Annotated in this window: 23 protein-coding genes; 4 read left to right on the plus strand and 19 right to left on the minus strand. The window is 55.6% G+C overall.

The genetic code is table 11. The features are described 5' to 3' along the window. Positions 1-344: 344 nt before the first annotated feature. The 3 genes from phoH to OGX84_RS03065 form a co-directional block, all read right to left on the minus strand. Positions 345-1,133, minus strand: a complete 789-nt coding sequence (phoH, locus tag OGX84_RS03055) for a phosphate starvation-inducible protein PhoH (protein ID WP_012132901.1) — start codon at positions 1,131-1,133, stop codon at positions 345-347. Between the two features lie 560 nt (positions 1,134-1,693). Then, positions 1,694-3,202, minus strand: a complete 1,509-nt coding sequence (gene putP, locus OGX84_RS03060) for a sodium/proline symporter PutP (protein ID WP_024130454.1) — start codon at positions 3,200-3,202, stop codon at positions 1,694-1,696. Positions 3,203-3,359: 157 nt separating this feature from the next. Next, positions 3,360-3,626 carry a hypothetical protein gene (locus tag OGX84_RS03065; protein ID WP_123907508.1) on the minus strand — a complete coding sequence of 89 codons (267 nt, stop codon included), beginning with the start codon at positions 3,624-3,626 and terminating at the stop codon, positions 3,360-3,362. Between OGX84_RS03065 and putA the strand changes: the two genes are divergently transcribed. Both putA and OGX84_RS03075 read left to right on the plus strand, forming a co-directional pair. Next, entirely contained in the window at positions 3,625-7,587 is a 3,963-nt protein-coding gene (gene putA / locus OGX84_RS03070) for a trifunctional transcriptional regulator/proline dehydrogenase/L-glutamate gamma-semialdehyde dehydrogenase (RefSeq protein WP_101744371.1), read from the plus strand. The genes OGX84_RS03065 and putA overlap by 2 nt on opposite strands. 127 nt (positions 7,588-7,714) lie before the next feature. Further along, complete coding sequence (locus tag OGX84_RS03075; RefSeq protein ID WP_071258246.1) at positions 7,715-8,110, plus strand: lysozyme inhibitor LprI family protein; 396 nt, start codon at positions 7,715-7,717, stop codon at positions 8,108-8,110. Here OGX84_RS03075 and rutR read toward each other — a convergent pair. Both rutR and OGX84_RS03085 read right to left on the minus strand, forming a co-directional pair. Then, the gene (gene rutR, locus OGX84_RS03080; protein WP_101744370.1) at positions 8,107-8,745 is read right to left on the minus strand and encodes an HTH-type transcriptional regulator RutR; all 639 of its coding nucleotides are present in this window, start codon (positions 8,743-8,745) and stop codon (positions 8,107-8,109) included. The genes OGX84_RS03075 and rutR overlap by 4 nt on opposite strands. Positions 8,746-8,946: 201 nt before the next feature. Then, entirely contained in the window at positions 8,947-9,120 is a 174-nt protein-coding gene (locus tag OGX84_RS03085) for a con-10 family general stress protein (protein WP_012132907.1), read from the minus strand. Between the two features lie 385 nt (positions 9,121-9,505). Between OGX84_RS03085 and wrbA the strand changes: the two genes are divergently transcribed. Further along, positions 9,506-10,102, plus strand: coding sequence for an NAD(P)H:quinone oxidoreductase (gene wrbA / locus OGX84_RS03090; RefSeq protein ID WP_047457630.1), 597 nt, complete (start codon positions 9,506-9,508; stop codon positions 10,100-10,102). 20 nt (positions 10,103-10,122) lie between these two features. Further along, entirely contained in the window at positions 10,123-10,350 is a 228-nt protein-coding gene (locus tag OGX84_RS03095) for a YccJ family protein (RefSeq protein WP_047457633.1), read from the plus strand. Between the two features lie 36 nt (positions 10,351-10,386). On the opposite strand, the gene agp is transcribed toward OGX84_RS03095, so the two are convergent. From agp to OGX84_RS03165, 14 genes are all read right to left on the minus strand, one after another. Then, on the minus strand, positions 10,387-11,628 hold the full coding sequence (gene agp / locus OGX84_RS03100; RefSeq protein ID WP_047457637.1) for a bifunctional glucose-1-phosphatase/inositol phosphatase: 1,242 nt from the start codon (positions 11,626-11,628) through the stop codon (positions 10,387-10,389). Between the two features lie 121 nt (positions 11,629-11,749). Next, positions 11,750-12,235, minus strand: coding sequence for a hypothetical protein (locus OGX84_RS03105; protein WP_000874189.1), 486 nt, complete (start codon positions 12,233-12,235; stop codon positions 11,750-11,752). A gap of 24 nt (positions 12,236-12,259) precedes the next feature. Beyond that, positions 12,260-12,745 carry a TlpA family protein disulfide reductase gene (locus tag OGX84_RS03110; RefSeq protein WP_012132911.1) on the minus strand — a complete coding sequence of 162 codons (486 nt, stop codon included), beginning with the start codon at positions 12,743-12,745 and terminating at the stop codon, positions 12,260-12,262. After that, positions 12,732-13,427: an ABC transporter ATP-binding protein gene (locus OGX84_RS03115; RefSeq protein WP_000117262.1), complete on the minus strand. Its 696-nt coding sequence runs from the start codon at positions 13,425-13,427 to the stop codon at positions 12,732-12,734. The genes OGX84_RS03110 and OGX84_RS03115 overlap by 14 nt, the downstream gene beginning before the upstream one ends. 4 nt (positions 13,428-13,431) lie before the next feature. Continuing rightward, a complete protein-coding gene (locus OGX84_RS03120; protein ID WP_000729219.1) occupies positions 13,432-14,562 on the minus strand; it encodes an ABC transporter permease in 1,131 nt (376 codons plus the stop codon). After that, positions 14,552-15,835 carry an ABC transporter permease gene (locus OGX84_RS03125; RefSeq protein ID WP_101744369.1) on the minus strand — a complete coding sequence of 428 codons (1,284 nt, stop codon included), beginning with the start codon at positions 15,833-15,835 and terminating at the stop codon, positions 14,552-14,554. The genes OGX84_RS03120 and OGX84_RS03125 overlap by 11 nt, the downstream gene beginning before the upstream one ends. Before the next feature lie 2 nt (positions 15,836-15,837). Next, positions 15,838-17,217 carry a Fe-S-containing protein gene (locus OGX84_RS03130; RefSeq protein WP_000119836.1) on the minus strand — a complete coding sequence of 460 codons (1,380 nt, stop codon included), beginning with the start codon at positions 17,215-17,217 and terminating at the stop codon, positions 15,838-15,840. Between the two features lie 103 nt (positions 17,218-17,320). After that, entirely contained in the window at positions 17,321-17,848 is a 528-nt protein-coding gene (locus tag OGX84_RS03135) for an iron transporter (RefSeq protein WP_012132914.1), read from the minus strand. Positions 17,849-17,888: 40 nt separating this feature from the next. Next, on the minus strand, positions 17,889-19,775 hold the full coding sequence (locus tag OGX84_RS03140; protein WP_130028993.1) for an FTR1 family iron permease: 1,887 nt from the start codon (positions 19,773-19,775) through the stop codon (positions 17,889-17,891). A 349-nt stretch (positions 19,776-20,124) separates the two neighbouring features. After that, positions 20,125-20,940, minus strand: a complete 816-nt coding sequence (locus OGX84_RS03145) for a Na(+)-translocating NADH-quinone reductase subunit C (protein ID WP_112002281.1) — start codon at positions 20,938-20,940, stop codon at positions 20,125-20,127. Positions 20,941-21,122: 182 nt separating this feature from the next. Then, positions 21,123-21,629 (minus strand): protein disulfide oxidoreductase, encoded by a 507-nt coding sequence (locus OGX84_RS03150; RefSeq protein ID WP_012132917.1) that lies wholly within the window; start codon positions 21,627-21,629, stop codon positions 21,123-21,125. Next, entirely contained in the window at positions 21,619-22,242 is a 624-nt protein-coding gene (locus OGX84_RS03155) for a DsbA family protein (RefSeq protein WP_112002282.1), read from the minus strand. The genes OGX84_RS03150 and OGX84_RS03155 overlap by 11 nt, the downstream gene beginning before the upstream one ends. Then, on the minus strand, positions 22,239-24,125 hold the full coding sequence (locus OGX84_RS03160; protein WP_112002283.1) for a protein-disulfide reductase DsbD family protein: 1,887 nt from the start codon (positions 24,123-24,125) through the stop codon (positions 22,239-22,241). The genes OGX84_RS03155 and OGX84_RS03160 overlap by 4 nt, the downstream gene beginning before the upstream one ends. A gap of 48 nt (positions 24,126-24,173) precedes the next feature. Continuing rightward, positions 24,174-24,539, minus strand: coding sequence for a hypothetical protein (locus tag OGX84_RS03165; protein WP_047457658.1), 366 nt, complete (start codon positions 24,537-24,539; stop codon positions 24,174-24,176). Between the last annotated feature and the right edge of the window lie 12 nt (positions 24,540-24,551).

The raw sequence follows: 24,551 nt of genomic DNA on the forward strand, positions 1-24,551 counted from the left end.
GCAGAGAGCGGGCTGCCCGCAGGGCGAGCGAAGCGAGTCAATCCCCCCCTCACCGCCATATTCGGAAAAAGAGCTCGTACGAAAGTACGGGCTTTTTTTTGCCTATTGCACATGCTATCCGGCTGACAAGAACACCCCAGGACCGGTAAGCGTTAGCGCCACCGGGCTCCCGCACATCGCCGGATGGCAGCGCAAGCGCCTTATCCGGCCTACAAAAACATCCCTGGACCGGTAAGCGTTAGCGCCACCGGGCTCCCGCACATCGCCGGATGGCAGCGCAAGCGCCTTACCCGGCCTACAAAAAACAAAGCCCGGTTTCCCGGGCTATGAGATCTGACGACGCTTCAGTTGTAGGCATGAAGGGTTCGTTGGCACAATGCCGAACGCACGCAGTCGTCTTTATGGAAACGGACAATACCTATCATCTCATCTTCTTCAAAGCGAGCTAACGCATCACTTAACCCTGATTGAACATGAGCCGGTAAATCGCACTGGGTAATGTCGCCATTTACGATAACCGTCACGTTCTCCCCGAGGCGCGTTAAGAACATCTTCATTTGCGCAGCAGTCACATTCTGAGCCTCGTCAAGAATGACGACTGCATTTTCAAATGTACGTCCGCGCATATAGGCGAACGGCGCGATTTCCACCTTACCAATCTCAGGCCGCAGGCAGTATTGCATAAAAGATGCGCCCAGGCGTTTCACCAGCACGTCATAGACGGGCCGGAAATAAGGCGCGAACTTCTCGGATATATCGCCTGGTAAGAAGCCGAGATCTTCATCGGCCTGCAAAACCGGACGGGTAACAATAATCCTGTCTACATCTTTATGTATCAGGGCCTCTGCTGCTTTTGCCGCACTGATCCAGGTTTTTCCACACCCGGCTTCGCCAGTGGCGAAGATCAGTTGTTTACTCTCGATAGCATTCAGGTAGTGCTCCTGAGCCTCATTTCGCGCTACGATTGGTGTGGCGTCACGGCTATCACGCGCCATACCTATCGCTTCTACGCCGCTCATCTGCACAAGCGAGGTGACCGATTCTTCTTCACGTTGTTTGTGGCTACGCGAATCCCGTCTCAGCACACGTTTTGCTTCACGACGAGCTTTGATCACTGCTTTTTGTCTTCCCATGGATAGCACCTTGAGTTGTTGGTATACATCACACGCGCCGTTGGCGGCACGATTATGCGCACGAACATCTGAGGGTTGGCTTCCTTGTAAGCCATAGCTTGCTTTTTGAAAAGACGCCCTACACGGCTACGCGCACCGAATACGGCGTCAGTAACAGGGATAAAAAGAGGAAGTGAGAGGAATTTAGCGGTGACGACAGGGCTACCGGAGGAGAGGCATCCGCATAAGTTATTGCTGTTACTGCGAAAAACGTGTCCAGTACAGGACCTTACCATTCGCGATCTCCATAGTGAAAAGTGTCATCACTGCCGGGAACTACCGCTATTACGTATTAGTACAACATAATTTATCATTAATGCAACAACATATTTACCATGCATTAACCAAAATTCCCCTTTGCACTGGCAATAGTCTCTTACAGAGATATTACAAAATTATTTCACCTGAACGCTCATAGTAAAAATTAATACTTTCATTCATCGACATACAGAGAAACACGCCACAATTCTGAATAAAAAGCCCGCGCATGGCGGGCTATGAAAGTAAACGGAGCGGTCAGATTACTCTGCCTGTAAACGCGACGGCGGTGCGGAGTGGTAATACGCATCCGCTTTCGCAAAACGTTCTTGCATAGCCGACGACGGCGCTTTACCCAGCAGGCTAAAGACCACAATCCCGATGCTGCCGAAGATGAAGCCAGGGATGATTTCGTACAGATCCAGCCAGCCAAACTGCTTCCAGACAATAACCGTCAGCGCCCCGATAACCATTCCGGCCAGCGCGCCATTACGGGTCATACGCGACCACATCACCGAGAACAGCACGACCGGGCCAAACGCCGCGCCGAAGCCCGCCCACGCATAGCTCACCAGACCGAGCACGCGGTTTTCAGGGTTAGCAGCCAGCGCGATAGACACCAGCGCAACCACCAGCACCATAATGCGCCCTACCCATACCAGCTCTTTCTGGCTCGCGCCTTTACGCAAGAAGGCTTTGTACAAATCTTCGGTAATCGCGCTGGAGCACACCAGCAGCTGGCAGCTCAACGTCGACATCACCGCCGCAAGAATAGCGGACAGCAGAATACCGGCAATCCACGGGTTGAACAGGATTTGCGCCAGTTCAATGAACACGCGCTCCGAGTTCTGGTTCACCGCTCCGGCCAGTGCCGGGTTATTGTTAAAGTAAGCAATACCGAAGAAGCCGACAGCCACCGCCCCCGCCAGACACAGGATCATCCAGCTCATACTGATGCGACGCGCGTGCACGATGCTGTGGTGAGAATCCGCCGCCATAAAGCGCGCCAGAATATGCGGTTGACCAAAGTAGCCCAGCCCCCAGCCCATCAGGGAGATAATGGCGACAAAGTTCAGCCCCTTGAGCATATCCACATTCTCAATGCTCTTTTGTTTAATCACTTCCAGGGAGTCACCAAAACCGCCGACGCTGATGATTACCATAACAGGCGTCAGAATCAGGGCGAAAATCATCAGGCTGGCCTGGACGGTGTCTGTCCAGCTCACGGCCAGGAAGCCGCCAATAAAGGTATAGATAATGGTGGCTGCCGCCCCCGCCCACAGCGCAGTTTCATAGCTCATGCCAAAGGTGCTTTCAAACAGACGCGCCCCTGCCACAATCCCCGATGCGCAATAAATGGTGAAAAACAGCAGGATAACCAGGGCAGAGATAATGCGCAGAACGCGACTTTTATCTTCAAAACGCCCGGTAAAATAATCCGGCAGAGTCAGGGCGTTATCATTGAATTCAGTGTGGACGCGTAAACGTCCAGCCACCAGTTTCCAGTTAATCCATGCCCCTAACGTCAGACCAATCGCGATCCAGCTTTCAGAAATCCCCGACAGGAAAATCGCCCCCGGCAGACCCATCAGCAGCCAGCCGCTCATATCAGATGCGCCAGCGGATAATGCCGTCACAAACGGCCCAAGGCTGCGGCCGCCGAGAATATAGTCATCAAAGTTTTTGGTCGAACGCCATGCAATAAACCCTATCAATATCATGCCAAAGATATAGACACAAAACGTCACCAACATCGGTGTGCTAATAGCCATCAAAAGTCTCCAGATTTTATGTGCCGGCAATAATAAGAGCTGCCGTTTTATACCCTGCCGGAACGTGGCAATGGTGTTTATGTTTACCAGGGCGACCGTATCCTGCCGGAAGCGGTGGTCATTCACAATCGATTTAACACATCATTTACATCAAATTTTATTCGGGTGGGATACTATTTTTCTCCAGGTTGCACTCTCTCACATTTTTTAAGGTTGCACCTTTCAAAAGTGTTAACTGCCGCAGAGAAAAAGATTTGGTTATTGTTTTTATCCCATCCAGAAGCGTCTCTTCTTTTAACATTTCATTCATTTTTAAGCTTGCAAGGCAGGTCACATTTAACGAGGTTGCACAAAGTTGCAACATGGTGGATATTTCTCGATAACTATCAGCAGCACATATCAGAACAACAGGAGTAGACGGCATGGGAACCACCACGATGGGGGTTAAGCTGGACGACGCGACGCGCGAACGTATTAAAACAGCAGCAACACGAATTGATCGCACCCCACACTGGCTGATCAAACAGGCAATCTTTAATTATCTGGAAAAACTGGAAAGCGACGAGGCGTTACCGGAGTTGCCCGCCCTGCTGGCTGGCGCCGCCAATGAAGGCGATGAGTCAACCGCACAGCAGGAAGAAAACCACCAGCCTTTCCTTGAGTTTGCCGAGCAGATCTTGCCTCAGTCGGTCTCCCGCGCCGCGATTACCGCAGCTTACCGTCGCGCCGAAACCGATGCGGTGCCGATGTTAATGGAGCAGGCGCGTCTACCGCAGCCGGTGGCTGAGCAGGCCCACAAGCTGGCCTATCAACTGGCGGAGAAACTGCGTAACCAGAAAACGGCCAGCGGCCGCGCCGGGATGGTGCAGGGGCTGTTGCAGGAGTTCTCCCTCTCCTCACAGGAAGGCGTCGCGCTGATGTGCCTTGCAGAAGCGCTGCTGCGTATCCCGGATAAAGCGACGCGTGACGCGCTCATCCGCGACAAAATCAGCAACGGCAACTGGCAGTCGCATATTGGCCGCAGCCCGTCGCTGTTTGTTAATGCCGCCACCTGGGGTCTGTTGTTTACCGGCAAGCTGGTCTCTACCCATAACGAAGCCAGTCTCTCTCGCTCGCTGAACCGGATTATCGGTAAGAGCGGCGAGCCGCTGATCCGCAAAGGCGTGGACATGGCAATGCGCCTGATGGGCGAGCAGTTCGTCACCGGCGAAACCATCGCCGAAGCGCTGGCAAATGCGCGTAAGCTGGAAGACAAGGGCTTTCGCTACTCCTACGATATGTTAGGCGAAGCGGCGCTGACCGCCGCCGATGCGCAGGCTTATATGGTTTCGTATCAGCAGGCTATTCACGCCATTGGCAAAGCGTCTAACGGACGCGGAATTTATGAAGGGCCGGGGATCTCCATCAAGCTTTCCGCCCTGCACCCGCGCTACAGCCGCGCGCAGTATGACCGCGTGATGGAGGAGCTGTATCCGCGCCTGAAATCCCTGACGCTGCTGGCGCGTCAGTATGATATCGGCATCAACATCGACGCCGAAGAAGCTGACCGTCTGGAAATCTCCCTCGACCTGCTGGAAAAACTTTGTTTTGAGCCGGAACTGGCTGGCTGGAACGGCATCGGTTTCGTGATTCAGGCCTATCAGAAACGCTGCCCGTTTGTGATTGATTATCTGATTGATCTCGCCACGCGCAGCCGTCGTCGCCTGATGATCCGCCTGGTGAAAGGCGCGTACTGGGACAGTGAAATCAAACGCGCCCAAATGGACGGACTGGAGGGATACCCGGTTTACACCCGCAAGGTCTATACCGACGTTTCTTATCTGGCCTGCGCGAAAAAACTGCTCGCCGTACCGAATCTGATTTACCCGCAGTTTGCGACCCATAACGCCCATACTCTGGCGGCGATTTATCAACTGGCGGGGCAGAACTACTATCCGGGCCAGTATGAATTCCAGTGTCTGCACGGCATGGGCGAACCGCTGTACGAGCAGGTAACCGGTAAAGTGGCGGATGGCAAACTCAACCGTCCGTGTCGTATTTATGCCCCAGTCGGCACGCATGAAACGCTGCTGGCGTATCTGGTGCGCCGCCTGCTGGAAAACGGCGCTAACACCTCCTTCGTTAACCGTATTGCCGACGCCACGCTGCCGCTGGATGAACTGGTCGCCGACCCGGTGGAGGCCGTGGAAAAACTGGCGCAGCAAGAAGGGCAAACCGGCTTGCCGCATCCGAAAATCCCGCTGCCTCGCGACCTCTACGGACAAGGCCGGGAAAACTCCGGCGGGTTGGATCTGGCTAACGAACACCGTCTGGCTTCCCTCTCCTCCGCCCTGTTGAATAATGCGCTGCAAAAATGGCAGGCCAAACCGATGCTGGAACAGCCGGTCGCTGACGGAGAGATGACGCCGGTGATCAACCCGGCAGAGCCGAAAGACATCGTCGGCTACGTGCGCGAAGCCAGCGCTGCGGACGTTGAACAAGCGCTGCAAAACGCGGTTAACAACGCCCCTATCTGGTTTGCCACGCCACCGCAGGAACGCGCCGCCATCCTGCAACGCGCGGCGGTATTAATGGAAGGCCAAATGCAGCAGCTGATTGGCATTCTGGTACGCGAAGCCGGGAAAACCTTCAGTAATGCCATTGCAGAAGTACGCGAAGCGGTGGATTTCCTCCACTACTACGCCGGGCAGGTACGCGATGACTTTGATAACGAAACGCATCGTCCTTTAGGCCCGGTCGTCTGTATCAGCCCGTGGAACTTCCCGCTGGCCATCTTCACCGGACAAATTGCCGCTGCGCTGGCGGCGGGCAACAGCGTCCTGGCGAAACCGGCGGAACAAACGCCGCTGATTGCCGCCCAGGGCATCGCCATCTTACTGGAAGCCGGTGTTCCGCCGGGCGTAGTGCAGTTGCTGCCCGGCCAGGGGGAAACCGTTGGGGCGCAGTTAACCTCCGATGAGCGCGTACGCGGCGTGATGTTTACCGGCTCGACCGAAGTCGCCAGCTTATTGCAGCGTAACATCGCCACCCGTCTGGATGCGCAGGGTCGCCCGATTCCGCTGATTGCGGAAACCGGCGGGATGAACGCCATGATCGTGGACTCCTCCGCCCTTACCGAACAGGTGGTTGTGGATGTGCTGGCATCTGCGTTTGACAGTGCCGGGCAACGCTGCTCGGCGCTGCGCATACTGTGCTTGCAGGATGATATCGCCGACCACACCCTGAAAATGCTGCGCGGGGCAATGGCGGAATGCCGCATGGGCAATCCGGGCCGTCTGACCACCGACATTGGCCCGGTTATCGATAACGAAGCCAAAACCAATATCGAGCGCCATATTCAGGCGATGCGTACGAAAGGTCGTCCGGTATTCCAGGCCGTACGTGAAAACAGCGACGATGCGCGCGAATGGCAAAGCGGCACCTTTGTTCCGCCAACGCTGATTGAGCTGGAAAGTTTTGATGAGCTGCAAAAAGAGATCTTCGGGCCGGTGCTGCATGTGGTGCGTTACACGCGCAACCACCTTCCCGAACTGATTGCGCAGATCAACGCCTCCGGCTACGGTCTGACGCTGGGCGTACATACCCGAATTGACGAGACCATTGCGCAGGTCACCGGTTCAGCACACGCAGGCAACCTGTACGTCAACCGTAATATGGTCGGCGCGGTCGTGGGCGTCCAGCCATTCGGCGGCGAAGGCTTGTCCGGCACCGGGCCGAAAGCGGGCGGTCCGCTCTATCTCTACCGTCTGTTGGCAAATCGCCCGGAAAACGCGCTGGGCATTACGCTTGCCCGTCAGGATGCGGACTACCCGGTAGATGCCCAGCTTAAAGCCGCGCTGACTCAGCCGCTTGACGCGCTGACCGGGTGGGCGGCGGATCGCCCGGCTTTGCATACGCTTTGTCAGCAGTTTAGCGAGCTGGCGCAGGCCGGAACCCAGCGTTTGCTGCCCGGCCCTACCGGTGAGCGCAATACCTGGACGTTACTGCCGCGTGAACGCGTATTGTGTCTGGCTGATGACGAGCAGGACGCTCTGGTGCAGGTCGCCGCCGTGACAGCGGTCGGGAGTCTGATTTTGTGGCCGGACGATGCCTTCCATCGCGAACTGGCGAAGCGCCTGCCCGCTGCGGTTTGTGAACGTATTCAGTTTGCGAAAGCGGACACGCTGACTTCGCAGCCGTTCGATGCGGTGATCTTCCACGGCGATTCCGATCAGCTACGGGCGCTGTGCGAGGCGGTAGCCGCCCGTGACGGCGCGATCGTGTCGGTACAGGGCTTTGCCCGTGGTGAAACCAATATCCTGCTGGAGCGTCTGTATATCGAGCGCTCGCTCAGCGTTAACACCGCTGCGGCAGGTGGTAACGCCAGCCTGATGACAATTGGTTAAGGCTGTGGTTAATTAAGGCTTTGGAAAATGCCCGGTGGCGCTACGGCTCACCGGGCCTACAAAACACATTTGTAGGCCGGATCAGGCAAAGCCGCCATCCGGCAATGTTTTAGAGCCAGAGGGAAGTATGAAGCGAATTATATTCACATGCGCTGCGCTGCTACTCAGCGCTCCGGCACTGGCCGATGACTGCGCCAACGCCAGCACGCAAATGGAGATGAACACCTGCGCCGCCGCGCAATTTCAAACTGCCGATAAAAAACTCAATGAAACGTACCAGAATGCGCTAAAACGCGCCGAACCGCCGCAGCGTGACTTGCTGAAAAAAGCGCAAATCGCCTGGATTGCCCTGCGGGACGCCGACTGCGCGCTGGTCAGTTCCGGCACGGAAGGCGGCAGTATACAGCCGATGATCGCCAGCCAGTGCATGACGGACAAAACGGACGAACGCGAAGCGTTTTTAGCTTCGCTGCTGCAATGTGAGGAAGGCGATTTGAGCTGTCCGTTGCCGCCAGCCGGTTAACGTACGCGAATGCCTTCAATAATCATCCGCTGTACGCTTTCGACCGTTTGATTGAAAAAGGCTTCATCACGCAGCGTTGCGCCCGTTACCGCTTCGACCTGAGGCGCAAAATCGGCGTAATGCTGCGTTGAAGCCCAAATCATAAAGATCAGGTGATGCGGATCGACGGGCGCCAGTTTTCCACTGTTTACCCATCCGGCAATCAATGCCGATTTTTCGTCAATCAGCGCCTTCAAATCCCCGGTCAGTTCTTCCATCAGCAACGGCGCGCCCGCCAGCATCTCCATGCAAAAAAGCCGGGAAGCCTGCGGATAATCACGGGAGACCTCCAGTTTAAGACGGATGTACTCTTTGATCGCCACCAGCGGCGCGAAATCTTCACGAAAGGCCTTTAACGGCGCCAGCCAGATATCAAGGATTTGTCGCAGTACGGCGACATAAAGCGCCTCTTTCGACGGGTAATAATAGAGCAAGTTGGTTTTGGACACTCCCGCCAGTTCAGCCACCTGCTCCAGACGTGAACCATGAATACCGTACTGGGAAAACGTGTTTAATGCAGCGGTTAAAATCGCCTGGCGCTTGGCGCTGACGGCCTGTGAACGTTTACCTGTTTTTTTCTCTGCGCGTTGAACCATGCGCCCTCTCCTTGTTTTATTGCCGCCAGGATACCGTGGCAACGGCGCTTTTTTCTTTTTGAACGTCAGGACGCTTAGTTTGCGTCGCCTGCGGCGACACTTCAATCTTACGGACAAAAAAACCGCCGGAGGAACCGGCGGCGGTGGCATCATAACGTTTACCAGCGGCATGCGCTAAACATTATGGCGTTAACTTACAGGCTAGCTGTTACGGTTACCGTGACTGCTTTTGCCCCCTTTTTTGCCTGCTTCTGATGCACGCTGCGGGTCATTCTTAAAGTTGCCCCCGCTGTGCTGGCCACCTTTACGACCTGCTTCTGATGCTCTTTCGCGGTCTTCCGCAAAATTACCGGAACCGCCCCGATGGTTTGCCATTACTGACCTCCGTCATAGATTAGACATCATATTGCATCGGTGTTGAGGAAGATCTCCTCACGCGGCATATGGCAGACGCCACAATTATTGCCACGCGGAACTAAGCTTAGCGAAGTTACCCCGGCTGACCAGTAAATCGTAATATTCTGCAACAGGTTCGTCAGGGGGACAGGAATAATCCCCCCAGGAAATCAATAAGCCTCTCTTATGGTTAAAGAAATCCGAACGGCGAAAAATGTATCATTTTGCAACAAAAACGACGTTGATAAATTTTGTTATAAATCAAAGAAATGGTTGTGATATTTGCACTCTCTCCAGGACGTCATATCTTTAAATAGAGGTAGCGAATCGCTACGGACACGGTTAACTCGAGGAGTAGTGCAAAATGGCAAAAATTCTGGTGCTTTATTATTCCATGTACGGACACATCGAAACTATGGCGCATGCGGTGGCGGAAGGGGCAAACAAAGTGGACGGCGCAGAAGTCATTATCAAACGCGTACCGGAAACGATGCAGCCTGAAATCTTCGCAAAGGCCGGAGGTAAAACACAAAACGCACCAGTCGCAACCCCGCAGGAACTGCCTGATTACGACGCCATCATTTTTGGTACGCCGACGCGCTTTGGCAATATGTCAGGCCAGATGCGCACCTTCCTGGACCAGACGGGCGGTTTGTGGGCATCCGGCGCGTTGTATGGAAAACTCGCCAGCGTATTCAGCTCGACAGGCACCGGCGGCGGTCAGGAACAAACCATTACCTCAACCTGGACCACGCTGGCTCACCACGGCATGGTGATTGTCCCTATCGGTTACGCCGCGCAGGAACTGTTTGACGTCTCGCAGGTTCGCGGCGGTACGCCATACGGCGCCACCACAATTGCCGGGGGCGATGGTTCACGCCAGCCAAGCCAGGAAGAACTTTCTATCGCTCGCTATCAGGGTGAATATGTTGCAGGTCTGGCAGTAAAACTCAACGGCTAATCTTCAACAGGAGGATTCGAATGCCAACTCAAGAAGCGAAGGCTCATCACGTCGGCGAATGGGCAAGTCTGCGTAATACATCACCAGAAATAGCCGAAGCCATTTTTGAAGTCGCGAAGTATGACGAGAAACTGGCTGAAAAAATTTGGGAGGAAGGCAGCGACGAAGTGTTGCTTAAAGCCTTTGAGAAGACGGATAAAGATTCGCTATTTTGGGGCGAACAAACCATCGAACGTAAAAATGTCTGACCTTTTCTCCCCCGCCTGCGCGGGGGAGAACCTCTGCTATTTTGCCGCGCTGTTCAACACGTTATCGAACTTATCAAGAGGACAGAAGCCGTTTGCGTCTATCGGGCATCCTGCCAGTTCCAGCGTGACGCGCTGCGCCGGTGATTTCAGCGTCAGGACGTCCGCGTTACGCAACTGCTGCGAGCTCTGATACACATATTCGATTTTCATCAGGTCGCGATTGCCTTTGCTGTCATGCCAGCGCTGGAACACAATCTTGCCGCCAATCGGGGTGCGTTCGTACTGATCGTGCAACTGGTAAGGTTTGAAATCCAGCGCCGTCAGCAGCGAAGCAATATTCGAGTCATGCCCCACCAGAACGGTAATTTTCGGCGCGCTGCTACGGTCAGTCACCAGCGCTTTATCAATATATTTGACCAGCGGTTTGGCGACGTTGCGCGCCACTTCACCCGAGGTAAACAGGCTGTCCTGATACCCGTTCTTCAGCTTTGACAGGACTTTCCACTGCTGATCGGATTTAATCTCGCCCCAGGCGACCTGATCCATCGGGAAGCCTTCGTAGTATTGCAGCGTAAACGCATCCACCAGCGAGTTGCCGACTTTCAGCGGCCCCGAAACGCCAGGCTCCTCCTGATACTTCGCGCTAAAGGCGTCTTTGGCTTCGGTCAGCGAACACTGCTGTTTTTCTTTGCAGGACGGTGAATCTTTGTAGTCCGTCATCTGCGCCAGCAGTTGATAGCTGTCGTCAAGCTGCATCTGGCTGCGCTCTTTTTCCATCGCCTGCACCGCTTTCTGGCTAAACGCCGCAGAGTCATCGGTGATCACCGGATTAAACGTTGGGTCCATCGTGCCCATTTTTTCCTGATGATGTACCGGAATGTCGCACCCAGGGAAAGCGCCGGTGATAAAGAATTGTGCCGTCGCGACGGTACGTTGCAGACTGTTGGCATAGGTATATACCGTGTCCGGCGTCGGGCATTCGCCTGACGTGACCATCCCCTGCTCCGCCAGCCATTCTCGCATGTAGTGGCCCATATAAATTTCCAGCACACCACCTTTCGTGGTGAGCTGCCCGCCGGGCACATCCCACTCCGGCCACTGATTCGGCGTGGACTGCTCCAGCACGCTGCCATTATTGGCCAACGGCGCGCGCAAGTTGTGTCGGCTCATCATCAACACTTGTTGCAGTTGATAACCTTCCGGCGTTGTCTGCGCTTGCGCGGCGGACGACAATAAAACAGCCCCTGCCACAGCGGCGACGAGTATCGATTTTTTCATCCCTACAACCTCTCGTTGTTATCAATCCTCATAGAGTGTGACAGAAATATGACATTTTTCCGGGAACGGTTTCGCAAAACGGGAGATTCCAGAAGATAACCGGCAGGTCAGCATGTTCCGGTTATTCCGAGATAAAAACCTCATACTTAATATTGCGGGCGCAATAAAAAGTGCCGTCCGTCAGATACAGTTCACGAAATCGCGTGTTATCAGAGATGTTGTCCAGCAGGGAACGCTCCGTATCGACAAATTCTTTTTGCACGCGGTAATGAACGGCGTTCTCCGTTTCAAAAGAGACATATTCCGTGGTGGCGTAGGGCTTATTTTTTGATTTCACGTATACGATATATTGCACGGTACTGGCCGTCAGCCCCGTTTTCGCCGCGATCTCTTTGAGACTCAACGTCTCAGAGGCATAAAGCGCCTGAACCTGCGCTATGCGTCGGTGATTATACGCCGTCACCCGAAGGCTCAGTTTCAGCCGATAGGCCATATTCCGCACGGCGGTAATATTAGTGTGAAGCAGTTGCGCTATCTGCTCTGTCGTGAGGATGCCCGCGTTTTCCCGCAGAATCGCAAGGCTTTCGTCGTTCCAGATAAATGCCATTGGGTATCTCTCCGTACGCGTCGTTCATCGCGCCGCTAGGCGCGCAAACGTGGCCTCTAACTCAGGCGGCTTACGCATACCCTGGTGTAGCTCCAGGACGCGTCCTTCGGGGTCAATCAGTACGGAGGTCGGCGTGCCGATCACCTGATAACGTTCCTGGGTAATGTTGAGCTGATCGCGCACCACCGGATAGGTTATCTGATGCTTTGCCAGCAGATCGTTAATCCTGACCGTTTCAGGATCGGTATTGACCGCCACAACCACCACTTTATCGCCCCATTTTTTGCTCAGCGCTTCCAGCGTGTCCATTTCCGCCAGACACCCCCCGCATCCCGCAGACCAAAAATTCAGGTACACCGCCTTTCCTTGCCAGCGTTCAAGGCCTGACTCCTGGCCTTGCAGATCAAACGCCGCCAGCGCCGGGGCCGGTGCCCCGACCGCCAGCTTTTCTTCTTTACACCCGCTTATCAGGATCGCCGCCGCGAGTAACAGCACATTATGCCAGCGCATGTTGATTGGCCTCCTCCCCCAGATATTTACCGTGTTGCAGCCGCAGAATACGGTCGGCAAACTGCCCAAGCGCAGGGTTGTGCGTCACCATCACAATCGTGCGCCCCTGACGATGCAGATCGGTGAGCAGATCCAGCACCCGCTGCTCATTCTCTTCATCCAGGTTGCCCGTCGGTTCATCCGCGAAAATAACCGGCGGTTCGTTGACCAGCGCCCGGGCGATACACACACGCTGCTGCTCACCACCGGAAAGCTGGCTCGGCAGGTGCGTCACACGATGCCCAAGCCCTACCTGCTCCAGCACTTTCCTCGCCGCCGCTTCATCCACCACGCTGTGGTAATGCTGGGCGAGCATGATGTTTTCCAGCGCAGTTAAGAACGGGATCAAATGGAACTGCTGAAATACCAGGCCGATTTTCTCGGCGCGAAAGCGACGACGCCCCTCTTCATCCAGCGCGGCGGCATCGGTGCCGTCAAGAAACACCTGCCCTTCCGTCGCCGTATCAAGGCACGTCAGAATATTCATCAGCGTGGTTTTACCAGAACCAGAAGCGCCCATAATGGCGACAAATTCACCCTGCGCAATGCGCAGATTAATGTCATCCAGGGCGGTAACGTCACCGAACCGTTTGTATAAGTGGCGGGTTTCGATCGCCACCTGAGGGATATGCGTAACGGACATGGCGCTACTCTCCTTTCAGCACTTTAGCAGGCTCGACGCTTACCGCGCGTCGCACCGGAACAATCGCCGCCAGAATGGCGACCAGTAAAGACAACACCAGAGTAATGGGCAACACCGGCAGACGCAGCGAAATGGCGGCATTAAACACCGTTAATCCCAACAGTTGCGCCAGCAAATATCCCAGTACCCAGCCGCACGCCACCGCCGCCAGCGCGATGATGCTGGTTTCCAGCAGAATTTGCCGCACAATATCGCCGTTGCTGGAACCAAGCGCTTTTTGCAGCGCAAACTCGCGCGCCCGCTCGCCGACAATCGCCATCAGCGTGGTATTCACGCACAGCGAAGAGAGCGCCAGAATCACGATCGAGACCAGCCCCATCAAACCTTTAATTTTATCCAGCACCTGCCCTTCGGAAGCAGAGACCTTACGCACCGGACGAATCTCCAGGTCAGGATACTGCGCCTGCAACCGGCTGGCATAGTTCTCCACCTGGCCGACATCGTTACTGACGCTCAGCAAGCCGTGGCTGATTTTGCCCGGCTGATGCAGCCAGGCCTGCGCCACATCGAGGCTGACGATCAGCATGTTGTCCGTCGCATCGCCAGACTCCACAATGCCTTTAATCTGCAAATTCTTACGCTGATTGTGATCCACCAGCGTGATGCTGTCGCCCGGCTGCACGTTGAGGCGTTCCGCCAGTTTGACGCCGATCATCGCGTTACGGTCGTCAAAACTGACGCCAATCCAGCTACCGGTGACCTGCCAGTACGGCACCAGTTTTTGCAGCGACTCGAACCACACGCCAACCATCACCACTTTTTCCAGCTCGGTGCGCGCCATGCCGTACAACCACGGACTGGCGCCATGCACCAGCCCCTGCGGCGCCTGATCGAGAATGCTCTGCAACTCCTGCTGCGGCATACTGGAACCGTGCCCCGGCCCGATGTAAAAATTCGCGCCGAAGGTGCGCAGTTCTTCGCTCATTTTGGTGTTAATGTCGAACCAGACGGCAGAAAGCGCCGTCACGATGGTCGCCCCCACCATCAGCGCGGCAAACACCACGCTGACCCGCTGAAAACGCAGACGCAGCGCCCGCCACACCAGCAGCCAGAGCATGGTACGTTTAGCGGCCATACAGCACCTCCACAGGATACAGTCGGGCGATCCGCCGGGCCGGGAACCAGGTGCCGATCAACGCAATCAGTACCGCAATCACCAGTACGCACGGCACCACAATCCAGGCAAAATTAAGCGGCGCGTCGAAGAGCATGACGCCAATCGCTTTCGCCAGCCCCCACCCGGCAATACATCCCAGCGCGCCGCCCGCCAGCCCGCTGGACGCCGCTTCCAGGTAGAACAGCAGCATGATTTGCCACTGTCGCGCACCCAGCGCCTTCATCAAACCGATCTCTTTGGCGCGTTCCATAATGGTGCTGGTCATCAGCGAGGCGATCCCCATTGCGGAAGCCGCCAGCGCCGCGACGGTAACGACCGCCATCAGCAGCTGAATTTTATCAATCACCACCCCTTCAGACGCCGCGACCTGCCATACCGGGCGCACTTCCGCGCCGGAAATCGCCTCTTCCAGCTGATGCGCGATCGACGACACATAGGCCGTGCAATACCAGAGGTCGTACTCTTCGGCATTGAGCGCGTCCAGGTTTTCCCGCGCGCGGCGGGACAGTTCGTTTTCCGGCACCGTCAGCGCCGAGACGCGAATCGCCTGCACTTTTCCGGGTAGCCCCAGCAGGTGCTGTACCGTGCTTAGCGGCATCACCAGTTGGTTATCTTCATCGCCGCCGCTGGAGAGGATACCGCTGACGGTGACCTGCGCCGCTTCGCCTTCGGTACGTAATGTCAGCTTATCACCGGGTTTCCAGCCCATTTGCCGCGCCAGCGCGTGCCCGACTAAGGTCTGCGGCTCTGTGCCTACCGGTTCCTGCGGCCAGTCGCCGGTCACCTGCCAGTAAGGGCTGACCGTTTTCTGCCCCGTCTCATATCCCTCTTCATCAGGAATATCCACTGGCTGACTGAAGAAGGTGCCCAGAATCCGCACCGGTTCTCCCTCCACGCTGGCTTCGCCGCCGAGCATCGGCGCAAACCCGACAATGTTGTTTCGCCAGAAGATATCTTTGATGTTCGGCAGCTCGGCTTCATCAAGAAAATCCTGACCGGAAAGCGGATTACTGCTCTCACTAAACAGCGCGGGCAGCGCAGCCTGTCCGGCGGGTTCAATCAAAATGTTCGCACCATAAGACTTCAGCTCTCTGGACATTTTGTCGCCGATATCAATGGACACCGCCAGCAGCGCCGAGATCAGGCTGGAGGCCAGAAAAACGGTGATTATCGCCAGCACTTTGCGGCGTAAATTGCGCCCCCAGGATTGTCGTAACATCCGCCACAGCATGATTATTCCTCCCTCATGTCGGCAGGAACAAACTGCTCCGGCGTTTCACGGAAGCGTTCATAGTTAGCCTCTGACGAGAAGAACCAGGTCTTGCCGCCATAGCTGTATTTGTAATCGGCTGAGGTATTGGTCAACGTTGAACCATCGACCGGATCGGTCACTTTAATGGTCATGACCGTCGAGAAGTAGTTCACCCCTGTCGCCAGTTCTTTACCGGGGATCACCAGCTCTTTTTCATCATTGTGCCAGTTTTCAATCGGCACCGGGTTACAGCCACCGGCCTTGCCGATAGATGGAATAAAAATATGCACTCCGCAGGCGACGCAGATAACCTGATTGCCCTCCATGACATAACCCTGATCGCCGCACAGCAGGCAGGCGTCGAACACCACGCCAAAACGCAGCTTGTCGGGATAGCGGTTAATCACGAAGAAGCGCACCGCTTTGCCATCGTCCGCCACCCAGACGAAACGATGCAGTTTACCGTCACGAAGCTGTTCGACCGGCAGGCGCACCATGCCATCGCTCCCCAGCGTTACGGGCACGGCTTCAGAGAGTTGCGGCGGCTGCGAGGCCACTTTATCCCACCACAGCTGGCCTGCGATAACGACCACCGCGCAACCGATTGTGACCAGCCACAGCCGCAAAGCGTTGCGACGCTGCGCCAGCGCCAGACGGTGAGCGATCGGTTCTTCGGTTTCCCGCGTCTGTCGAAAAGCCCGCAACAGCGCCGGAAGCCAGCACAGCGCCAGGGCCAGCAGCAGCGCGGCTCCCGCCCAGTTATACAGCGCCGTGTTATTTGTGACTTTCGCCACGAAGCTCAGCAGTGATTTTCCCAGCGGAACAACCTGTAATTTCATCAGCAACAACAGCAGGTTGCCGCTCAGCGGCAGCCAGATCATCACCAGTAAAATCAGCGTTAACGGCCAGTACAGGCCACGAATACGCCGCAGCAGCATCGCGCAGAGTACGCCCGCCAGACAGAGGATCGCAAAAGCGAGAACGACGGCCGTCAGGTTTAACAACAGGTCAGTATTCAGCACATGCGTACTGGTCAGCCCGCCCAGATTAGGGTCCAGCGCCCAATGGCGGGCAGCGCCGAAAATCAGAATCCCCTGCCACAGATAGCGAATACGCGTTGAAGCCCACCAGAAACTGAGGACAAACAGCAGCGATACCATGACCTCCGCCCCAACCAGCAGCAGTTGTACCGGTTGGCTGCCGTGAATAAACAGTCCCGCCAGCACGCCGGCAATCAGCCCGGTCAGCAGCGTCCAGGTCAGTGGACGTAAAGAGGGAGGATCGTTTCGACTCCAGAGAACACCGGAAAGAAGCGCAATGCAGAAAAAGACCTGTAGCGTCGTGACGAAAAAGTAACTCATAACTTCGACTCTGTACGGCGGGTTGAATTAGGCGACGGGCATATGATCGGTCTGACCAACGCGCCAGAAGGGGGAATCCTCCAGGCGCGTTGGTTAGTCGGTTTTAGTTCAGACCGACATATTTAAACTCGTAGCTCACATCAAACGGTTTCCACCAGCGGCCTACGCCTGTTTCGCTGTCAGTATGGCGATGCATCCCGGCTTTTGACGGCGGTTCAATGTGGTAGGTCACTTTATAGTTGCCCACGCCCATCATTTTGATGTTCGCGCCATAGTGCGGGCCATCGCTGGCAACCATCGGCATGAAGGTGCCTTCCTGTTTTTCGCCCGTGTCGTTGTTGACCAGGGTGTAGCTGATGGTCAGGTACGGGATCCATTCCCCTGCGCCAAAGCCGTTTTTATTGCCTTCTACAGCGTGGATATCCGCTTCAAGGTGAACATCGGCTTTTGCTGCCGGTAAGCCCATGCCGCGCGGTTCCATATCAATCGGTTGCAGGTAAACGGCCGCCAGCTCCATTTCATTCATGGTGACAGGCTCGCCTGCCGGGTACTCTTTAAAAGCAAACGCGGCTGGCGCAGTGAAAATGCTGGCCATCACTGCGCTGGCAATCAGGGTTTTCTTCATGGTCATCAAACGTATCCTCTCGTCTAAAACAACGGCTATACAACGATTATGGGTTATTTTTTATCGTCTCCCCGGGAACCGCGCTTTTGCGCCGCATCACCCACAGCGCCACCAGCGCCGCGAGCAGCAATACGACCTGCGGTAACAACGTTTCCACGTAGGGATAAATCCCCAGCCAGCTGATTTCAGGGAAGCCGTTAATCAACGTAGGCTGGAACAGTTTGCCTTCCACCAGTTCCAGAACGCCTTTGCCCGCAAAGACGAAGGCCATCAGATACATGAAACTGCCGGTAAACATAAAGAAGGGTTTCAGCGGCAGGCGCACCACTGAGTAACGCATCACCAGCCAGGCGAGCAGCAGCACCACGCAGCCAATCACAAAACCGGCGCCAATCGCCATATGGCCGGACACGGTGTTTGCATCGCCAATCAGAGCGTAATAGAACAGCACCGTTTCCGCCCCTTCGCGGTACACCGCCAGGAAGCTGGTCAGCCATAGTCCGACCAGGGAGCCTCGCGACAGGGAATGAGACAGTTTACCTTCCAGCCAGGCTTTCCAGTGGCGCGCTTCCACTTTGGACAGCAGCCAGTAACTCATAAAGAACAGCATCACGACGGCAATCAGCATCGTTATGCCTTCCAGCAGTTCACGGCTGGCGCCGGAGTTAGTAAACAGCATCTGGAAGATAGCGGCGGTAATAACGCTGGCGATCAGCGCCACAATTACCGACTGACGAATAAGCGGCAGCTTATCCTGATGGTTGTTTTTCACCATGTAAGCCACGATTGCCGCCACAATCAGCAGCGCTTCCAGCCCCTCGCGCACGATGATCATCAGACTATAGAGCAGCAGACTCCACTGGGTTTCTTCGCCTTCGCCCAGCATCGTCACGGCTTTTTGCAGATCCTGCGCCAGCGCGCTGGCCTCCGCATTCAGGCGCTCAACCGGCTGACCGGCCTTCATCAGACTGACCAGGCGGGTAAAATACGCCTCCAGCGTGGTTTTAAATGCCGAATCGCGAGAGCCGATTTTGTTTTCCATGCCGCTGGCTTCGAAGCGGTCGAAGTAGGTATCCTGGATATCCAGAATCGCATTCTTCGCATCGCCGCCCTGATAGCGCGCTATCGCGTCCTGAATGCTCTGGTTAATTCCCGTCGTCACCTCAGCCCAGTCGGTACGGTTATTTCCCTCGTCCGCCGCCGGAATGTTGTCTGCGCTTTGCGCTGTGGCAACCTGCTGATCGTCACGGGTAGTTGGCAAGCCGGGTAAGATATCCTCGATATCCTGTAGCAGCGTAGTGACCTGATAAGAGACATCGTTGAGATGGTCAGGTTGCGCGGTCAGCGCAATCAGGGATGAGAATTGTTGGTTAATGGCGGCGGCATCTTTTGCAGAACGGTTTTGTCTGAGGGACATCTCCATCTCAGAGTTCTTAAAGCCCTGATAGTGCGCCTGTTGAACGTGCTGACTGGCAACGCTGTAGTTCCCGGCCTGATATTCAGTGACCGCCTGCGCCAGCAGATCGTCGATCGTCCTGAAACTCTCCTGCCAGTGAACGGCAATGTCGTCTCTGGACAGCGCGTTGTGCTGCTCTTCGGCCACCAGACGATGTCCGCCATCCAGCACCGGTTCCACTTCGCGCAGTGCGGCTTTCAGCCAGTCAATGCGCGCCTGAACGTCAGCGAGCGGTTTTTTCTCGCCAATCATTCGACGGATCTCGCCGAATGCGCTCTCCATCTCGTAACTTTTGCGCGCGGAAATGTTGATGCGGATCGGCCCTTCCAGGTTCTCGAATACCTCGAAATAGGCCATTTGTACCGTGCGGCGCGCCTCGTCGGTATGCTGTTGCTGATAAAGTTCCGCTGTTTTATCAAGACGTTGTTCGATATCTTCAATCAAAGGCGCATAATTCGTCGACGCCCAGACACTCATGCTTATAAACAAGCCAAAGAGAGTAACCAACAAAGAGTTACGGAAGTTACGCACGTGCACACCGCCAAAGAATACAAATGATAATTATTATCATTATATCTTTTTGTCGCGTTGTACATGACCTGGATCATAAAAATGTCAGCAGACGACAAGTTATGTAAACTTATTTCATCAAATCGTGATGAACACACACATTATGCGTTGATAAAAGGGACGTTATATCCCTGTTTTTCTCATGGAATTAGCGGCAAGGCAGGCGCGGTAACAGAGGAATAAATTCCCCTGCCGACAGTAATGTTATTCATTGTCGGCAGGCAGAAATAAAACGCGTTATTGCGTACAGCAATATTCAAAGATTAAGGTTATTTCGATCGCTGGCAAGACGCTGTAAGAATTGACCATATCCCTGCGGCCCCATCCAGTAGTTAATACTTTTCTCAACGCCGGTTGATGTCAACGTCGCGCCGGAAATACCGTCAACGGTATATTCATCGGCATGTTCAGGTTTATCCTGTACTATTTTCAATGCAGGATGTCCGCTGTTATCTAATAATCGTTTCCCTGGCCACTGTTTGCGCCAGCTGGCGTCTTCCACCCGGGCCCCCAGAAACGGCGTTTCCCGTTGCTGATAATAATACAGATTTCTCACCGTACGACCGTCCAGCCCCAGAGCAAGAAACGCATGCATCATGGATTTCGCGCCCTTACCGGTAACCGGAATGATAACCTGCTGAATTTCATTATTTTTATCTTTCACAAAGAACACATCCGCCATCGTACAGCGCTGACGAACCTGCGCTGGGTCGCGTTCAGGGGCGAGTTTTTCACATTTCTGGCGCGCGGTGTCCGCGCTGCTGTCAGCCACCAGTTCGCCGGAATCTAAATTGACATGGCGTTGAATAATATAACGATGATAGAGCGTTTCGACTGATTTTTTATCCTGGTCCCCTGATTTCATCAGGCCCGCAGCGTGTAAAATCGCCGCCTGTTTTTCCTCCCCTGTCGGCTCCGTCATTTCTCCCTGGAACAGCATAAACCATGCCGCCGCCGCAACAAAAATAAGGACACAAAGCACCATCATTGATGCAACAATAATTTTACCCTTGCGCATTGAATTGTTATCCCTGTCAAAATGGAAATCGAAAAAATCGCCTGAACGTATCACAGACTTTCATTCAATTAAAACAGATATGCCATTATCAATTCAGGTTTGCAACGTCAGGCTGCGGTAAAAAATAATAACTGGCGTCGGTAAAAAAGCAGCAAAAATAACAGAAAACACGCTCTCCGCTCGTTTTACACATCCTGACAATGGGTTAAAAAATGCCGGGTTTCCCCGGCACACTATCAAAACATGGCTGCCCGCCACAGACGTAACTTCATGCCCCAGTAGCTGGTCCAGCCGCTGGTCGTGGTTACCACCTGCCCCTTCGACACCACCACCAGCGTTGGCGTGACGCTGATTTCCCAGTTTCGTGATATCTCACCGCCGCTATCATTCACGACGGGGAACGTCACCCCTTTACGCGATAACCAGCGGGAAACCTCCCCGTCATTACCGGAACGCAGCGCGATGGTCATGACGTTCTCCCCTTCCGACTGCAAACGGGCGACATCCGGCGTAGTGAAACGGCAGATACCGCACCAGCTCGCCCAGAAGTAGAGCAGCACCGGGCGTTCTTCACTGATCGACGCCAGCGTTACAGTTTCCCCGTCCAGCGTATGCAGCGGCGTGCTGTCAAACATGGCCGGCATCTGCGGAGAACGCCAGACATCCAGCAGGATTATCACGCCAGCCAGCAGAACCAGTAAGATCGCGCCTTCACGCAGCCAGCGGCGCAGTTTACTGAGCATGGGCCACCGCCAGTTTTTCTTTCACCACCGCCTCAAGGGTCTCCCACGATACCGCGCCGGGGATCATCTCGTCGCCAATGATGGTTGCCGGCGTCCCCTGAACGCCAACCAGCCGGGCAAGTTGCAGATTGGTGCTCAACGTCTCCATGCTTTTCTCATCCAGCGTAACCGGCGTGGCGGCGGACTTTTCCTGCGCCTGTTTAATACTGGCGACGGTGTGGTAGCCCTTTTTCTGCATCAGTTTCTCATGCAGCGCTAAAAACTGCTGCGGGTGCTCACGCCAGGTGGTTAACGCGGTACGCGCCGACAGTACCGAGCTTTCGCCCTTAAACGGCAGCGGCTTAATCACTACCGCGACCTGCGGATACTTTTGCACGATCTTCTCCAGCAACGGATCGAGCTGCTTGCAGTACGGGCAGTTGTAGTCCGTAAAGTTGACGAGCGTCAGCGTCGCCTTCTCCGCGCCTATCCGTGGGCTGGCAGGATCGTTAAACAGCGCTTCCTGGATCAGCGCTTCAATTTGCTTTTCCTGCTCCGGCGTAAACGGCGCGGGTTCTTTCGCCGCGCTCAGACCGGTAAACAGCGCTAACAGCATAATCATCAGATATTTCATGGCGTAACTCCTTTCGCATCGCGCAACGTTTGCAGCACCGCATCGCGCGTCAGCAGCGTGGGCAATGACTGACCCTGCGGTAAACCGGGGCCATAAATCTGGTTAAACGGCACAGCCACCTGACCGCGTTTTTTCAAAAAGTCGGTGATGTCATCCGCAGGCAGCGTCCAGTCGCCGCGCAATGCGACAACATCCGGCTGTTGCAGCGCATCCTGTATCTCTTCTCGCTGTAACACGTTGTACTTATTGACCTTGCAGGTAATGCACCACTCAGCGGTAACGTCAATGAATACGCGTTTGTGCTGCGCAAGCGCGTCCTGGATCGCCTGTTCGCTCAACGGCTGCCAGACGACGCGCTCTTTCGCCGGGCTGCCTGTCGCGTATCCCAGATGCGGCAGCAGGAGCGTCGCCAGCCAGATTGCCGAACCGAGCATCATAACGCCCAGTACGCGCCGCAATCCGTTCATCCAGCGTCCGGGACGCGGCAGGCGCAGCGCCAGACCAGGGCGTAGCGCGACAAACAGCCACGGCAGACTCATTCCCACCCCGAGCGCCAGAAACAGCCCCCATAACACCGGGAAGGAGGCCGTCAACGCCACCGCAACGGCCGTCCCGAGAAACGGCGCGCTGCACGGCGTCGCCAGCAGCGTGGCAAACGCGCCCTGCCAGAAATGACCGGCCATCCCGTTGCCGCCGTGGGTGGCAAGTCGGGTTGTCATCGCGGAAGGCAGACGGAATTCAAACAGCCCGAACAGGCTGGCGCTGAAGATCAACATCACCAGCACCATAAACCCGATAAACCACGAGCTCTGGAACTGAATGCCCCACCCGAGCGCCTGATGGGTCAGCCGCAGAACGGTCATTAGCACCGCCAGCGCCATAAAAGAGGCAATAATCCCGGCAACCGACGCCAGAAACTGCCGCCGTATCCGCTGACGACTTTTCTCTTCGACGAGCAGAATCGAGCCGAGCTTCATCCCCAGCACGGGCAGCACGCAGGGCATCAGGTTGAGAATTAACCCACCCGCCAGCGCCATCAACATCACCTGCCAGAGCGGCAGTTCGGCGCTATCGGCCATTTTTGCCGTCGTACTGCCGATCGCCAGGGTACTTTCCTGAGCCACGCCGTCATTCGCCAGTACCAGCGTGACCGTTTGACCACGCAAATCGGGCGCCCCTTCTCCCCAGCCATCGCTGACAGGAACCGTCGCCAGCAGTTTTTCGCCCTCAACACGCAGTTGCGGCTTGCCAAAATCAGCGTTATCAACGGCGTCGAGAAACAATGCTGGCGATGACCAGCCTCCGGCACGCGTGGCTTCAACCACCAGCTTACCAGGACGAGCGCCCACGCTGAGCGTCTGCGTCAGCCCCCGGGAGAGCGGGATCTGCCCCATCGCCTGGGCATAGTCATGCGCGAACGCCGGGTCATGCGCCGAAGGTTTGAGGGTAAAGGGGTAATCGGTCAACAGGCAGACATTGCTGCAAGTGGACAAGGTCAGCACGCCGCTGAGCATCGCGGGTGACGGACCGCGAACCGTCATCGGGAAGGTCACGCGGTGGTGATAACCCTGGGTGGTCATACCGGCGACGTCAAAGCGCGACGGCGTCGGCCAGAACCAGTCAACCGCAGGCATATTTTCTTTCCAGGCAATGGCGGGCGCCACGCCCCCTTCCCCCGGCGAACGCCAGTAGGTTTTCCAGCCGTTTTCCAGTTTTACATCCAACAGTAGCCGGGTTTCGCCTTCCGGGGACGTGTCCGCGCGCAGGCGGACGCTGGCATGGTCGTTATCCGGCGAGCGCAGCCAGCCGCTTTCTGCCGCCCACGAGACGGGCAGCCATAGCAATAACAGACAGCACAAAGTCTGCCTGAAAACAGTGATCATATTTTTTCTCCGTGAACAGGTAATTAACAGTCAGCAACGGCCTGACTGTCATTCACGGAATACGCAGAAGCGTAGATGGACTCTGAGTGTGGGAGGCGAGATTGCTCGCGGTGGAAAGAATGGCAGGCGTACGGCGCGTACGGGCGCCAGCAGGGACAACAACAGACACAGCGCGAGAATCGCCCCTTCAAACAACACGGGCGGCGCGGCAAGCAATGATTTCGCGCTGAGTTCGCATGGCGTCACGGGCGAGGCATCATCAGCAGACGAGCTATCCGCCTGAGTGACGACCGCCGTCGCGGCTGGCGCCATCTGCAAGGCGTGCAGACCCGCCATGCGCTGCGCGGTGCACACTATCACCACAACACATGCCAGGCAGAGGAACCACCATCCCAGTTGTTGACGTTTCGCCATGACATCCTCATT

The sequence above is a fragment of the Citrobacter sp. CK202 genome, from assembly GCF_030333225.1.
In the GTDB taxonomy this organism is placed as follows: domain Bacteria; phylum Pseudomonadota; class Gammaproteobacteria; order Enterobacterales; family Enterobacteriaceae; genus Citrobacter_B; species Citrobacter_B koseri.

Coding starts and splice junctions, on each gene's coding strand:
- rutR (WP_101744370.1), bottom strand. CDS start 8,745: ATGGTTCAACGCGCAGAGAAAAAAACAGGTAAACGTTCACAGGCCGTC.
- OGX84_RS03120 (WP_000729219.1), bottom strand. CDS start 14,562: ATGGCCGCTAAACGTACCATGCTCTGGCTGCTGGTGTGGCGGGCGCTG.
- OGX84_RS03115 (WP_000117262.1), bottom strand. CDS start 13,427: ATGTCCGTTACGCATATCCCTCAGGTGGCGATCGAAACCCGCCACTTA.
- OGX84_RS03130 (WP_000119836.1), bottom strand. CDS start 17,217: ATGAGTTACTTTTTCGTCACGACGCTACAGGTCTTTTTCTGCATTGCG.
- OGX84_RS03160 (WP_112002283.1), bottom strand. CDS start 24,125: ATGATCACTGTTTTCAGGCAGACTTTGTGCTGTCTGTTATTGCTATGG.
- OGX84_RS03165 (WP_047457658.1), bottom strand. CDS start 24,539: ATGGCGAAACGTCAACAACTGGGATGGTGGTTCCTCTGCCTGGCATGT.
- OGX84_RS03155 (WP_112002282.1), bottom strand. CDS start 22,242: ATGAAATATCTGATGATTATGCTGTTAGCGCTGTTTACCGGTCTGAGC.
- OGX84_RS03110 (WP_012132911.1), bottom strand. CDS start 12,745: ATGCGCTGGCATAATGTGCTGTTACTCGCGGCGGCGATCCTGATAAGC.
- OGX84_RS03150 (WP_012132917.1), bottom strand. CDS start 21,629: ATGCTCAGTAAACTGCGCCGCTGGCTGCGTGAAGGCGCGATCTTACTG.
- agp (WP_047457637.1), bottom strand. CDS start 11,628: ATGAAAAAATCGATACTCGTCGCCGCTGTGGCAGGGGCTGTTTTATTG.
- OGX84_RS03140 (WP_130028993.1), bottom strand. CDS start 19,775: ATGAGTGTCTGGGCGTCGACGAATTATGCGCCTTTGATTGAAGATATC.
- OGX84_RS03125 (WP_101744369.1), bottom strand. CDS start 15,835: ATGCTGTGGCGGATGTTACGACAATCCTGGGGGCGCAATTTACGCCGC.
- putA (WP_101744371.1), top strand. CDS start 3,625: ATGGGAACCACCACGATGGGGGTTAAGCTGGACGACGCGACGCGCGAA.
- OGX84_RS03075 (WP_071258246.1), top strand. CDS start 7,715: ATGAAGCGAATTATATTCACATGCGCTGCGCTGCTACTCAGCGCTCCG.
- OGX84_RS03095 (WP_047457633.1), top strand. CDS start 10,123: ATGCCAACTCAAGAAGCGAAGGCTCATCACGTCGGCGAATGGGCAAGT.
- phoH (WP_012132901.1), bottom strand. CDS start 1,133: ATGGGAAGACAAAAAGCAGTGATCAAAGCTCGTCGTGAAGCAAAACGT.
- OGX84_RS03085 (WP_012132907.1), bottom strand. CDS start 9,120: ATGGCAAACCATCGGGGCGGTTCCGGTAATTTTGCGGAAGACCGCGAA.
- OGX84_RS03065 (WP_123907508.1), bottom strand. CDS start 3,626: ATGCCGTCTACTCCTGTTGTTCTGATATGTGCTGCTGATAGTTATCGA.
- OGX84_RS03105 (WP_000874189.1), bottom strand. CDS start 12,235: ATGGCATTTATCTGGAACGACGAAAGCCTTGCGATTCTGCGGGAAAAC.
- OGX84_RS03135 (WP_012132914.1), bottom strand. CDS start 17,848: ATGACCATGAAGAAAACCCTGATTGCCAGCGCAGTGATGGCCAGCATT.
- wrbA (WP_047457630.1), top strand. CDS start 9,506: ATGGCAAAAATTCTGGTGCTTTATTATTCCATGTACGGACACATCGAA.
- putP (WP_024130454.1), bottom strand. CDS start 3,202: ATGGCTATTAGCACACCGATGTTGGTGACGTTTTGTGTCTATATCTTT.